This window comes from Planktotalea frisia (assembly GCF_001890925.1).
Taxonomy (GTDB): Bacteria; Pseudomonadota; Alphaproteobacteria; order Rhodobacterales; family Rhodobacteraceae; genus Planktotalea; species Planktotalea frisia.
In genome coordinates this window covers 78,131-91,642 of the sequence record NZ_MLCB01000172.1, presented here as the reverse complement: position 1 = coordinate 91,642, position 13,512 = coordinate 78,131, and the positions used below count along the sequence as shown (strand labels likewise).

Annotated in this window: 11 protein-coding genes; 4 read left to right on the top strand and 7 right to left on the bottom strand. The window is 53.8% G+C overall.

The genetic code is table 11. The features are described 5' to 3' along the window. A partial coding sequence (locus PFRI_RS15890; RefSeq protein ID WP_217653415.1) for a hypothetical protein occupies nucleotides 1–1,413 on the top strand: 1,413 nt, incomplete at its 5' end. A 6-nt stretch (nucleotides 1,414–1,419) separates the two neighbouring features. Here PFRI_RS15890 and PFRI_RS15885 read toward each other — a convergent pair. Genes PFRI_RS15885 through ubiA form a run of 3 tightly spaced genes read right to left on the bottom strand, consistent with a single transcriptional unit; the run spans nucleotide 1,420 to nucleotide 4,665 of the window. After that, a complete protein-coding gene (locus PFRI_RS15885) occupies nucleotides 1,420–1,746 on the bottom strand; it encodes a hypothetical protein (RefSeq protein ID WP_072631684.1) in 327 nt (108 codons plus the stop codon). Beyond that, nucleotides 1,733–3,643 (bottom strand): OmpA family protein, encoded by a 1,911-nt coding sequence (locus tag PFRI_RS15880; RefSeq protein WP_072631683.1) that lies wholly within the window; start codon nucleotides 3,641–3,643, stop codon nucleotides 1,733–1,735. The genes PFRI_RS15885 and PFRI_RS15880 overlap by 14 nt, the downstream gene beginning before the upstream one ends. Before the next feature lie 56 nt (nucleotides 3,644–3,699). Further along, entirely contained in the window at nucleotides 3,700–4,665 is a 966-nt protein-coding gene (ubiA, locus tag PFRI_RS15875) for a 4-hydroxybenzoate octaprenyltransferase (RefSeq protein WP_072631682.1), read from the bottom strand. Between the two features lie 11 nt (nucleotides 4,666–4,676). On the opposite strand from ubiA, the gene PFRI_RS15870 reads away from it, so the two are divergent. Together PFRI_RS15870 and PFRI_RS15865 are read left to right on the top strand one after the other, a co-directional pair. Then, complete coding sequence (locus PFRI_RS15870) at nucleotides 4,677–5,399, top strand: 16S rRNA (uracil(1498)-N(3))-methyltransferase (RefSeq protein WP_072631681.1); 723 nt, start codon at nucleotides 4,677–4,679, stop codon at nucleotides 5,397–5,399. Next, nucleotides 5,396–5,923 carry a hypothetical protein gene (locus PFRI_RS15865; protein WP_072631680.1) on the top strand — a complete coding sequence of 176 codons (528 nt, stop codon included), beginning with the start codon at nucleotides 5,396–5,398 and terminating at the stop codon, nucleotides 5,921–5,923. Before PFRI_RS15870 ends, PFRI_RS15865 begins: the two co-directional genes overlap by 4 nt. 1 nt (nucleotide 5,924) lies before the next feature. Here PFRI_RS15865 and PFRI_RS15860 read toward each other — a convergent pair whose 3' ends face one another. Further along, nucleotides 5,925–7,535 carry a hypothetical protein gene (locus PFRI_RS15860; RefSeq protein WP_139292130.1) on the bottom strand — a complete coding sequence of 537 codons (1,611 nt, stop codon included), beginning with the start codon at nucleotides 7,533–7,535 and terminating at the stop codon, nucleotides 5,925–5,927. Nucleotides 7,536–7,705: 170 nt separating this feature from the next. Here PFRI_RS15860 and PFRI_RS15855 point away from each other — a divergent pair, with 170 nt between their 5' ends. Then, nucleotides 7,706–8,854 (top strand): phosphatase PAP2 family protein, encoded by a 1,149-nt coding sequence (locus tag PFRI_RS15855; protein ID WP_072631678.1) that lies wholly within the window; start codon nucleotides 7,706–7,708, stop codon nucleotides 8,852–8,854. A 9-nt stretch (nucleotides 8,855–8,863) separates the two neighbouring features. On the opposite strand, the gene PFRI_RS15850 is transcribed toward PFRI_RS15855, so the two are convergent. The 3 genes from PFRI_RS15850 to PFRI_RS15840 form a co-directional block, all read right to left on the bottom strand. Further along, nucleotides 8,864–10,783, bottom strand: coding sequence for a S8 family serine peptidase (locus PFRI_RS15850; protein WP_072631677.1), 1,920 nt, complete (start codon nucleotides 10,781–10,783; stop codon nucleotides 8,864–8,866). A gap of 108 nt (nucleotides 10,784–10,891) precedes the next feature. Next, the gene (locus PFRI_RS15845) at nucleotides 10,892–12,259 is read right to left on the bottom strand and encodes an MATE family efflux transporter (protein WP_072631676.1); all 1,368 of its coding nucleotides are present in this window, start codon (nucleotides 12,257–12,259) and stop codon (nucleotides 10,892–10,894) included. A gap of 73 nt (nucleotides 12,260–12,332) precedes the next feature. Next, nucleotides 12,333–13,505 carry an amidohydrolase family protein gene (locus PFRI_RS15840; protein WP_072631675.1) on the bottom strand — a complete coding sequence of 391 codons (1,173 nt, stop codon included), beginning with the start codon at nucleotides 13,503–13,505 and terminating at the stop codon, nucleotides 12,333–12,335. Nucleotides 13,506–13,512: the final 7 nt, after the last annotated feature.

The following is a 13,512-nucleotide window of genomic DNA, read 5'->3' as shown; positions in this document are numbered from 1 at the left end:
GTCAGCGATCGCCCTCGCTGCAACCGTCATATTCTGGTTATGAGTCCTGAACCTAAGTTGTCGCGCTCCTATATGGACAAGATGATTATGCGGGCTTTGTCGGTTCTCGGAACGATCACGGTCGTCTTTGCGGCCCTTTTTGCGACGGGCGTTCCGTTGGATGGTCTCGAATGGCTATCTGCTGCCTGTGGACCAGTGAATGACAGGCAAACAACTGCAAACCTCGGCTGTTTCACGGGACTAGGTGTGCGTGCACTCCAGTTCTCATGGTTGGTTGCGGTGAGCTTCGTGATTTTGCTGATGCTTTGTTCCCTCAAAGGGTTTCGCAAAAACCTTTGGGACAAGCGTTCAATCTATTTAGCAATTTGCTCTGCAATGTTGATCCTTTGGATGACTATTACCGTCGCGATTTGGGCGATGGCTGTGAAGTTCATACAGAACGTTCCGATTGCGGGCGTTGTGCCCGCCAAGGATATTGTGGAAAACGGCTTCGTAGAGGCAACACAAACAATTGTTTATGGTGTTTTTTCATTGTTGGTCATTGCAGTGGTTGCCTTCGGTGTGGCGAAAAAACGTGGCAGTGTCCGCGATGAATTGAGCAAACACGAAACGGAAAGCTCTGACATTGACAAGAAATACGGACGGGTGATTTTAAACCCTTGGTTGAACCTTGCGTTGCTGATCGGGATCATCGCTTTCGCGTTTTCTTCATTCACGGCGTTGGCCGAATTTGCCTTGGGCAAGCCGGAGAAGTTGCAGATCACAGGTTTTTTTGCTGATCTTTACCGCACGGCCTATGCATGGGACGCATACTTCAAAACGGGAGGGACAGTCGCGTTTTTTGTGACCACTGCCATTGGTTTCCTGATTTTGAATTTCTCAAGTGTCATTGCCTCCGGCGTCGGTGTCGCGCGCGATGTGACCACCTATCTTACGCGCACCCATCGGGCGAATCCGATGCAGAAAGGCTCTAACAGCGCCTACTTTTATGCAGATGAAATCCAAGCACGGTTTAAAGAGGTTGTGGCGCATATGCTGGATCAAGAAGGGCGCGCGCGGATTTCGCGCATTACTTTCATGACGCATTCGCAAGGTACTGTGATCGCGGCGGTAGGGCTGAAAGAGATTGCGAAAGATATGCCTGTGAAACCGACGCTGGTAACAATGGGGTCGCCGCTGACGCAAATCTACGGCCACTATTTCGAGAAGAATTACCAGTTTTCGCCAGAGAGCAACGCAGCACTCAAGAATTGGTACAACATCTATCGCGGTGATGATTTTGTCGGTACGCGCGTGCAGGGCCATAAAGTGGGGGCGCAAAACTACAAGGTTCGACCAAAAGGTCATAGCCACTACTGGAGTGATCAGATCGTTTGGGATCAGTTCAAAAAGCTTAAGATCTTTTCAGACTGAACCTAATCAACCTTGCTGCGCGCGCTCTATATACGCGCGTAGCTCTTCGGCCTCATGACGTGCATCGCGCAGCCCTTCCATCGCGGCGTTCAGCTCCGCTTCGGTTTGAGATAGCTGGTTGGTCAGCTCTGCTTCGCGCTTTTGCAAGTATGTGATCGCCTGATCACGGGTTTCTTCGGCTTCGTGCAGCTCTTGCGCCATGCGCTCTAGCTCACCCACGTCAGAGCGCGATACGCGCGTGAAGCGGTGGATCAGCCAATTTGCAAACCAGCCCATGCAAAAGGCAACGAATAGAATGATCGCAGTTGCGATGATGAACTCAGTTCTGCTCATCTGTTGTTCCTTCAGTGCCAGTTTGCTCGCCATCGTCTTGCGCGCTTTCTGCGGCGGCTTCAAGCGTTGTTGTGGTCTCAAGTGTTGGCTTTGGCAAAATCACCTTAAACTCGATGCGGCGGTTCGCTTCACGACCCGCTTCTGTGCCATTGTCGCCAATCGGATTTTCTTCGCCGTAGCCTTTTGCCGTATAGCGCGACGTCAAAACACGACGCTCGCGCAGAGCACTTAGAACAGAATTTGCGCGCGCTTGGCTTAATTCCTGGTTCATTGTCTCGCGACCTTGGCTGTCTGTATAGCCGCTGATCTCCATGCGCATGTCCTCTGGGCACTTCGCCAAAATTTCGGCAATATCATCGAGAATTTTCTCGGCAGAGGCATCGAGATTGCCGGAACCCGGCTCAAACGCGATCTTTCGGGTTGTTTGAATTTCAGTGATTTGCTGCTCACATTCCAATGAAGTGGGCAATCCAAGCACCGGATCGAGTTTCTTCTTATAGGTAACATCAATTGCGAGATCAGCGGAATCGCCTAGCTTCTCGACCAAAAGCTGCGCGATCTGTGATTTGGCCGTTGGGATACCGGTATCGCCAAAGACGCGAATGCGGTCCGGCGTCACTGTCACGGATCCGTTTTCCAATTTTGAGAGTGTCTCAATCGCTGCAAGAGTGCGCACAGACCAGTCGCGCGGCAATGTCTCATCAACACGCGCAGCGGTGTATACATCAGCCGAGCCAAAACGCGCTTTCGCGTAACTGTCGGCGGTTTCGCGCGCCAGCTCGGACAGGACACGCCCGCGCATTTGAACTTGACCTTCAGGGCTGAGTGTTACGATGAACTCCGGTGGACCTTGGCTCGCGTCCTGCGGCACAGGCAGGACAGAGTTCAACGCGAATACTTCAGGAAGTCCCGTCTCCAACTCACCAACCACGCGATCGAACAAAGCTTGATCCGTGCCCTCAATGGCAATCAGAGAGATATCAGCATCTGCAAATGTGATGGAACCGCCGCCAAGTTCAGCAAGTTTATCAATAGAAAGCGCAACAGCGGAGGACCATTGACGTGAAGGCACACCGAGTCCGATGCGACACGTATGCTCTTCTGTTACACCAACGGCGCGCCCGGCAGCATCGATCTGCGCGCGTGCTTCTTCAGTGTCGGCACTACAAGCGTCAAAGCGCGCGCCGTTCTCATCAATAAGAAAGCGCAGAGTAAAAGGGCTAATGACAGGACGCGGTGCGGAAATGTTCATTGCAAGTCGCACACTCGAAGGTGTGGATCGGCGCAGGCTCTGCTCAAAGCGGCGCTTCTCTTCCTCGCTATCAGACATCGCAGTAACCGAGACATTGCCGGCATCAATAGAAATCTTGGACCGCGGTAAAAAACGCAAAGCGTCCATTCCAAGCTCCATCGCAGCGGCCCAACCTTGCGGAGCAGGGTAAGCGGCGCTTTCGAGCAAATCACTGACTTTTCCGTCTTTTGCCAAACGCGTCACATCTTCGCGCATCTCAACGCTCGCACCGCTTTCAGGGATCAGGCCAATCAGCGAAATCCCACTGTCATTGCGCAAAATCTCGATGGAAAAGCGCGGTGGTGCAAAGGCTTCGCGATCGGCGACTTCTGTTTGATCAATCACCCGCGCTGCATCAACGATGCTGCCAGCAGTACTTACGGCTTTGAAACGCTCGGCCTCATTTGGGGCGGTGCCAATCAGAAAGACTTGCAATCCATTGGTATCTGCGTCGGCCCAAGTCAGGCTTTCTTTGTCGAGCGCGCGGCGCACCGCTGTTTTCGAGTTATCCTCGATCAGCGTCACGGCAAAGCCCGCAGCAACAATGCAAAGCGAGCCAGCCGCAAGAAATGTTGCGATCACAGTGATGTAAGAAGACAAGCGCATTGGCATCCAGACTATTCGACCTAAGGCGTGATACGCCCAGTCGGATCAGGTTTCAATCACAGCAATATGGCAATGGCGAAAAACAGCACAGGCAGTAGGCCAGCATCGCGATTGGAGCGGAAAAGCGTGATCAATCCGGCCTGATCTTCGGGATTGTACTTGCGCAGTTGCCAATTCAGATGCCAGCCAAACGCCCAAGGTGCCGCAAGCGCAACAACAAGCGAGGCAACCGAGCGTTCGCCAGCACTTTGCACAACAGCAAAGCAAAACAGCGCTACGCTGGCGACGAGAAAATAGAGCAGCCATTGTGGAGTACTATTACCAAACAATCGCGCGGTGCTTTTGATCCCGATCAACGCGTCATCCTCAGTATCTTGATGCGCATAGATCGTGTCATAGAACAGCGTCCACGCGATGCCTGTCGCATAAAGCGTGATCGCAGGCCATCCAAGCGATCCGCTATGTGCCGTCCACGCCAGTAACGCACCCCAGTTAAAGGCAAGTCCAAGGAACACTTGGGGCCACCATGTGAAACGCTTCGCGAAAGGATAAACCAAAACAGGTAGTAGCGAGAGAACCCCAAGCCCAATCGCGGCCCAGTTGAAGGTGAGCAAAACGCCCAGTGAAATAATCGTTTGCAGCGCCATCCAGATGACCGCTTGTTTCACGCTGACTTGCCCTGACGGGATGGGGCGATTGCGCGTGCGCTCAACAGCACCGTCAAAATCGCGATCGGTGATGTCATTCCACGTACAGCCCGCACCGCGCATCAAGGTCGCGCCAATTGCACAGCCCACGAAAATCCAAGCGTCAAACCAACTTGCCTCACCGCTCCAAAGCATCGCGAGCCCAAGCGCCCACCAACACGGAAGCAACAAAAGCCAAGTCCCGATGGGGCGATCCAGACGGGATAGGCGCAGATAAGGCTTCATCCAATTGGGGGCGGCCGTATCCACCCAATTCCCCGTGACCGCGTCAGCAATCGTGAAACTGCCCTCTGGTTCTTGCGATGCGCCTTGCATATGTAGGGTCCATGACTGCTAAAACTCGCCTTTTTGTAGACCACCCGCTCGCCAAGGGGAACCGCGTTTCCCTGTCGCAGCCCCAAGCGCATTACCTTTTTGGCGTGATGCGTCTGGCTGTTGGGGATGCGGTGTCTTTGTTCAACGGAATTGACGGCGAATGGCGCGGCGAGATTGTTGTGGCTGGTAAGCGCAAAGGCGAGTTGGAGTGCTCTGAGCAAACAAAGCCTTTGCAAATGCCACCTGATCTATGGCTGTGCTTTGCACCGATTAAAAAGACGCGCACAGATTTTATCGTTGAAAAGGCGGCAGAAATGGGCGCGGCCAAGATTTGCCCCGTGCAAACCGACTACACGAATTCCGAACGCATCAAACAAGAGCGCTTGCAAGCACACGCCGTTGAAGCAGCAGAGCAATGTGGCGGGACATATGTACCCGAGGTTTTGGAGCTGAAAAAACTGAGCGCCATGCTGGATCATTGGCCCGCCGAACGTCAAATCATGTTTTGCGATGAAACAGAGCTTGGTGTCGCGACATCGCTCGCTTCTGCGGTGCGCGGACCATGGGCGATTTTGATTGGCCCGGAGGGAGGGTTTTCCCCGTCTGAGCGCAGTCGTCTTCATGCGATGCCACAGGCACATGTGGTCAGCCTTGGCCCTCGCATTTTACGCGCTGACACAGCCGCGGTTGCTGCGATGACGGTCTGGCAAACGGCATTGGGGGATTGGACATGAGTTTCGTGCGCCCTGAGGCGCAAGCAGCACTGTGGCACTGGCGCGAAGTTTTGCTTGGCGTGGTTCTTGCTGCGCTTGCCGGGTTTTGGGCCTTTAACGCCTTTGGCATCCTTCGCATTCTAGCGCTTGTTTTACTTACATTCGCAGTTCTTTTGATCCTGACGGGCATCCAACGCGGTCGATTTCGCGGACGCGGTGGCGGGCAGGGGGTTGTGCAAGTCATAGAAGGCCAAGTGCGCTACTACGGCCCCCTAACGGGCGGCGCTGTTGCGATCTCTGAAATGGCAGCGCTCAGTCTTGATGGCCGCTCAAAGCCCGCGCATTGGCTGTTGGTCCCAGACCAAGGCGCGACGTTGCAAATCCCTGTCAGTGCCGAAGGCGCGGATGCGCTATTTGATGCGTTTACAGGTCTTTCAGGCCTCAAGACCGAACATTTGCTACGCCTCAAGCAAGCGGGGGCACCGCGTCTGCAAGTGGTTTGGCGGCGCAAAGATGTGCAAGCTATCATCAACTCGCTGCATTAAGTTATTCCTCAAAGTCGTCGCGTTTGAGTGGCATAATCAGTCCTGCATTGCGCAGCGACGCAATCGGGTATTCTTCGTCATTGAGATAGCGCTCGAGGGAAAAGTCACTCTCCAATGACCGCATCGCTTGCAAGTGCTTGCGCGCGCCCTCCATATCACCTGCGTTGGCACAAAGGGCGATCAGTTGACGGCGTGGCGCGACGAAAGTTGGCGCTGATGTTGCAGCACGCAACGAGGCTTTTCGCGCTTCGTCAAGCCTGCCGGAGCTGATGCACACAAGCGAATGATAAAGATCCCAAAGATGCGAAAGATCATCCTTCGGATAGGCTTTTTGGCAAGCCAATGAGATCTGATAAGCCCTCTCTGTATCGCCGACAGCACTATGCGCAATAGCAAGTGTTTGCTGAGCGAAAAGATTGTTTTCATTCCATAAAATAGCCCGTTGAGCGAGCTCAGCTGACGCGTTTAGATCGTCTTTCAACATAATCCGTGTCAGTGCGACAAGGGCAACGGCTAGGCCATTATCGCTAGAGTTCTGCAATGTATCAGAGGTCAGCTGTTGGACTTCCTCCAAATAAGCTTCGCTGTCAGAGCCTCCACCTTCGACAAGCTGCGCCATGCGCGCAAACGCACCCCAGGCGAGATAAATACCATTTGCATCAGTGTCATGTGCCTTCTCAAAGTGGCCATGTGCTTCACTCAGGCTTTCGGGATCAAATTGCGCAAGTTTTCGCAGTCCGAGACTCGTAAAACCAGCGGCTGCAACTTCAGGGCGCTTGAGATCAAAAACACTTGGCATCCTGTGATTGATCTTGGTGACTGCGGAATGGACAAGCCCTTGTACAATATCGGTCGAAATTGCTTCCGCCAAATCACCGCTAACGTTTCGATGTCCCGAAAACAAAATACGCCCGTCGCCACCATGATGGACCTGCAAGAACACGATGCGTTTACCACCATCCTCTGCCACATTGCAGCGAATTTCGAGATCAGCCGACGCATTTGCCAAAGCAGGCACATCGGAAGAGAACCTTTGAGCACTTAGTCGATCTTCGATGTTTTTTGCGACCTGATCTGCAATAATATTGCTCGCAATCTTCTCTATCGTTGATCCGCGTTCAGTCTGTATCGCCTTGATCTTTATAGTATTTTTGATCGCAGGTGTCAGCAGGCCAGAACTGTTTTGTGGGTTCTGACTGTGGCGCGCACGAAACGCAGCTATCCATTTTTGAAACTCAGCGTCGCGAATATCGAGCCCTTCGAGTAACTCGCGCTCTGGGCTTTGATGCGCGTCGTGCGCGTCAAGATCGGTTTCAACGCACTCCGGATTTAGCCAAACGTCCAAACGATCCGCGTCAAAAACATGAGGGTCGTTGCGAAAGGCGATTTTGATTTCACTCAAAGTTTGACGCAGACTGCCGCTTGCTTGAACCGGCGAACGACTCGACCAAAGTCGGCCCTCGAGCCAGCGACGTCCGCGACGCATGTCGTCGACTTCGCACAACATCGCAAGCAAACCCTTTGCTTTGCTTCCTTTGGGCGTCACGTTGACACCATCAGGATCAATCAAAGCAAAGGCTCCAAAATAGGTAACGGAGTAGCGACGTGTCATGCTTTGATCCAGATTCGAGTTACGTAAATCAAGCTTACGTCTATTCGTGGTTTTCGCAAAGTCAGCGTTAATAAATCGAGTTTCCACAATCTTTTCAAAGCGTCGCGTTGACAGTTAAGTGGATGTCAAAAAGGTTGCAAGGAAGCGAAGCATTTTGAGGGAGAGATTTGATGGTACATTTGGCAGGACAAGCAGGTAGAGCAGGGCAGGCAGGGCGCGCGGGCCAGGCGGGACGTGCCGGACAAGCGGGTCGCGCAGGTCAGGCAGGACGCGCAGGACAAGCCGGTCGTGGATCAAGTCCAGTCGATGAAGCCGCATTAGCCGATGCTCTGCTGACAACACGCGAAGGGGTGCTGCCGTATTGGGATGGCTCGGCTGATCTCACGCCAAGCAATGCTTTACCGACAACTGAATTTCAAAAGCTCAAAGCGCTGTCCTCTATACCGAAAGAGGTCGTGATCGATGACCGCCTGTCCTACCGGTTCCGCCCCGCTGGTGGTCAAGTTCTTTGCTCCGAGCTTGCTCAGACGGGTGGCGCGACAACACCTTTGATCTCGATGAGCGCGCCTGACAGCGCCTTCTTTGAACGACAGCTGATGCATCTGAGGTCCTATGCTGACCTGCGCAGTGACCGCATGGGTGAAATTGATGTGCAGCTTGATGACATCACTTCTTTCTTTTCATCCGCTTTGCAGCTTGATCCTTCGCGCTCTGAGTGGATTTTGGAAACACTTCGCGCTGTCGTGCGCCTGTGTGGCTACATTGAGTTTCCGCTGAAATTTAATTTCAACGTGGCGCGTCCCTCGCAGTTGTCCACGCGGGTGATGCCAATCATCGAGACGCCAACGCATGGCAGCTGGCCTTCAGGGCACGCCACGGAAGCTTTTGCAATTGCGACTGTTTTAAGCGGCCTGCTCTACCGCCAAACAGATGACACCGCATTGTTTTCAATGCACGCGGTGAGCAATACAGATGACAAGCTTGGAAATCTGATGCTGCGCATTGCGATGCGCATTGCCGACAATCGCGTCGTGGCGGGTGTTCATTATCCACACGATGGTATGGCGGGTGCGATGCTTGGGATTTCACTAGGCGAGGCTTTGGTGAATTATCTGAGCGGCGCGAGCGGTACCTATACGTATCAAATGGATGCCCCAGCGACGAGTGAAAATCCAGAGCTGACGCAATCGGAACTCGCGGCTTTGCTGACGTCTGCCACGCATAGCGAAGTGAGTTTTGCACAAGCGCCCGCCGCACGTGATGAATTGCTCAAAGGTGTTTGGAGCGCGGCCATCGGCGAGATGACGACAAAAGCATAGTTTACACCATCAAAGGCGGGTCCGCTCGCCTTTGATCGATGGATTGGTGAGCACTGTCATTGTGCCCAAACGATCAAAATCGTCCGAGACCTGTGCCGTTTGCGCAGGTTGAACGAGATGGCGTGTAAAACTCGCCGCTGCCGCACTGGTTCCGCTTAGTCGCACCGCTCCAGTGGCGAAGGTGCCCGCCGCCAACACCCCAGCCGTTGCAAGGCTGGTTTCAGCGATTGCACTTGCATCAGGCACGTTACCCGACCAATCCGCGCCCTGCGCCGTGTAGCGGGCTGGTGTCACTTCATGATGGCGGACAATCGCAGCACCGACAGTGTGCACATTGTCATGGGAAACTGTTGAAAACGCGGAATTGCTTCCTTCATTGGTAAGGGCGCTGGTTGGGGCAAGACCTGAGAAATCGTGCAGTTCTTGGTTCCATGCGCGCGCGTGCGCATCATCAAAATAGGCTTGGCGTGCGCCTGTGTTTCGCCCGAACGGACTATCATCGCGTTGCACTTGAAGCGTTAGATCCATCGCAGCGCTCGAAACATTGCGGCATGAAACCGCCCACAATCCACTCGCCGCGAGCGCCTCTTCAGTTTTTCTGGAGGTTGTTGGCGCAAAGGCGAGTGTGAGGAATGCAGGGTCCTTCTCGCCCTCCCAGATCTCACACGCGGCGGTGTGATACAAGCGCGCGATGGGTGCTTTTGGTGTACCAAAGAACGTTACATGCCGACCCTTGCGTAATGTACGTGTCGCACTTGTGCGATCTGGGGCGGTGAGGGTGACTTCGATACGTTTTGGTTTGGTTTCCGCACTTTGATCCGTGAGACGCAGCTCGACAAAACTTGGCGTGTGATCATCCGGTTGCAGCGCGACGGAAACCGACGCACTCGCCGCCGCGGGCAAAGCTGCGCGTGCGATTAAACCGTCGTCGTACGCGTTGCCGTAGGCAAAGACCAATTCCAAAGTTTTACTGCCATTATAGTGGTTTGCAACACGCTCGATCTCGCGCTTGATCTGCTGTGACAGGAACGATTTGCCATTTTTCGCACCAGCTGTGATGCCAAGGCTGATGTTGACCACGAGTTCGTCGCTCAAACCGGAAGCAAAAGCGCGGTGGATCATCCAGCGCAAACCCTGAAGGATATGCGTTTGCATGCGCACGCCAGAGGTATCTTCAAACGCTTCCGGCGGCAGTTGCACCATTAGCAAAGGCACATCACGCATCGCCGCATCTTCGCTTGCAAGCGGATCAGCGCCAGCCGCGAGATCTAGCATCAAAGTGCCATGGGTCGCTGCTTGGCGCATTCCGTTACGGGTGAGAGGGTCATAAAGCCCGGCGTTTCGCGTACGGTAGATTTCGTCTTCGCTCGAGCTGGCAAGCCGCGCGAGATCGCCGTTAATATCTGCGCCGCTCAACTCAAGCCCGCTGTTCGTCAGCGCAGGTAGGGTTTGCAAAAATGCGCCTGCAAAGCGCGTCTGGCCAAGCCCCTTCTGAAAGCGAGGATGCAAATAAGCAATGCCATCATCAATTATCCCGATCGCTGCGGGAACAGGGTTGCTGTGGCTTGATGGGCTCATTGGCGGGCGCACAACGTCGCTGCGCGGGCTGAGCGCGCCAACATGAAGGACTTCAATACTTGTTTCAAATGCGTTGCTCGGTCTGGTCTTTTTATGCTTGCGCAGCAAAAACGCTTCAACCGGTGCACCGTTTACGCGGTACTCATCGTTGTAGGCTTGCTCGAACGGATCATATGCATAATCGGATCTTGCATCGACAGTTACAAAGAAATCGGTGGTGCTGACCTGTGCATCGTTACTGCGCACAAAAACAGGCTCCCAAAGCTCAGGTGCAGACGCATTGTAAGCGCCCGCGCGCAAAGCGGCCCAATCGAGGTAGCTGTTCCAGCCGCGCGTTTTCTTCGAATTCATCTGCCAACCCTCGCATTTGCTCAAGCATACGCTCGCATTGCGACATGGCGTCGGTCAATCAAACAGCTTGGAGTGCATAGGAAATTCACGCAAAACTAACAGTGTAGATTAGCCGCGCAGCCCGCCAATTTTCTCTTTGGCGATGCGGATCGTAATCCAAAGCGCAATTGCCCAACCTGTGCTTACAGCGGCACCAATGCCAAGCCAAACGCCCCAGACATCCATCCCGAAGACACCGATCAGAAGCCAGACGAAAAAGGCCACACCAAATCCTTGGCGATAGAGGCTGATCCAGAGCGTATAGACTGGCTTTTTCAACGCTTGCAAAAGCGAGTTGATTGCAAAAAGCATCATGTAGAGTGGAAACAGAAAACCATCTACGCGCAGATAGCTTTGCCCGATTGGAATAACGTCTGTGTCATCGGTAAAGATGCTCATCGCCAAGCCACCACCAAACCAAAGGATCGGGGCCGCAAGTGCGGTCATCACAAAACCGAGTTTCCAACAGAACCAAACTGCTTCACGCACGCGTGCATGGTTTTTCGCGCCGTAGTTCTGTGCTGCAATCGGAAGCAAGGCTCCGGTCATGCCCAAGACTGGCAAAAGCAATATTTGCTCGATACGAAGCGCGATGCCATAAGCGGCAATTGCCTCTTCGCCGAAGCCTTTCAACGCATATTGCACCACAAAGCCAGAGACGAACATCACCATCATCGCGGTGGTGGTTGGTAACATTTGCGCGAGAATTTCTTTGACCGTTGCCCATTCCAAACGCACGTGTCGTGGTTCAACGCCTTGCATGATCTCAAGGCGCGATACGGTCCAAAGGATCCACACCATAACGCCCGTTTGGCTCAGGATCGTGGCCAGCGCGATGCCATTGAAACCCATCCCGCCAATCACACCGGGTATGCCGTAGATAAACAGAGGGTTCAGCGCGATATTGGCGAAGAACGCGACCATCTGGCCTCGTTGCAACGTCACGCTATCGCCGTGCGCTTGCAAAATACCATTGGCCGAGAACGCAAGGATGAAGCCCGGAAGGGCTGCGACAAGCCAGTAGAAATACCCTGTGGCAGCGTCGCGGTATTCGCCGGGTTCGGAAATTAGAATAATCGCGCGTGGGCCAAACCAAATCGCGAAAATCATCAAAACAATCGTTGCAACTGTCGCAAAAGCAAGGCCCTGAACCGCCAAGCGGCGCGCTGCGCGATTGTCTTTTGCGCCGCGTGCATTGCCGACAAGCGCAGACATGGCAGAGGACAGCCCGAAAGCAACAGCAACCAACACAAAGAAAGCTTGGAACCCAATCGCGAGACCCGCTTGCGACTCGGTGCCGATTTGTCCTGCAAAATAGACATCGACAACGTTGTAGAGCGTCGTGAACAACATGCCCAAAGCAGCGGGGATCGCGAGCTTGCGAAAATGGCTCGCGATGGAACCTGTTGTTAAGTCGTAATCGCGCGCTGCGGCCATTGGGTTAACTTTCTATCGCAAGTTAGGTAAAGCGTCCCTCGCACTTAAAGCAACGCGGCGAGAATTACATCGCTTAAACGACTTGCGGCAATCTATTTGCAGGCGGCGTATTGCGGCTACGCTGTGATGTCACAACACCGTCGATGACAGTCATGCCAACGCCCGGCAAATTGCCCAGTTGCACGCTTTCCAAGATGTTTTTGCCTGGCGCATGTTGCGCTTGATCCATCAGTACAAAGTCAGCGCATTTGCCTTTTTCGATGAGCCCTGTGTCAAGCTTGCGTTGACGCGATGTGTTGCCATTGCCAAAGCAGAACGCAATTTCCGCAGGCACATTTCCAAACGCAGAGAGCATTGCAATCATGCGCAAAATACCAAGGGGTTGCACACCTGAGCCTGCAGGCCCATCGGTGCCAAGGATCACCTGATCCAACTTGCCCAACTCACGCGCGGTGTTCACGGTTAAAACCGCTGCGCGCTCATTGCCGTTGTGCACAATTTCAAACGCGGCCTTGCACCCTTCGCAGAGACAAATGATCTGATCATCGGGTAGCGCAGAGTGGCCACCGTTGATGTGACCAATCACATCCGTGCCGGTTTCCATCACCATATCCGCATCAATCAGACCCGAGCCCGGAATCGACGGCCCACCTGTGTGGATTGTGCTTTGAATACCATATTTACGTGCCCAGCTCACCATTTGTTGAGCCGTTTTACCGTCCTTCACCGTGCCAAGCCCGACTTCCCCCAAAAGGGTGACACCTGCCGCTGCAAGCTCTTTGAAGTCTTCCTCGACCATCCCGTGTTCAATGACAGGAGCACCCGCATGCACTTTCATGCCTGAAGGGCGAAAATTTTCATACCAACGCTGCGCCGCAATCGCCATCGCCTTGAGACCTACGATATCCTTCGGACGGCCCGGCATATGCACTTCACCTGCCGAAATCAGCGTCGTCACACCGCCGTGCAGTGTGCTGTCGATCCAATGAAGCTGCTGTTGGCGCGGTGTGTAATCGCCCACGACAGGGTGGATGTGGCTGTCGATCAAACCAGGCGCGAGGGTGACGCCCATTGCGTCAACCTCAGTATCCGCGCCGCTGGTATCCATGTCCTTTTCGCGTCCCCATTCAGCGATCTTGCCATCAATTGCGATGATGCAATCTGCCTCATAGATCGGCTCTTCCATCTTGCCCGACAGCATCAGGCCAATATTACGAATGACAAGTTTATGCGGCGCATCAGACATTTTGGTT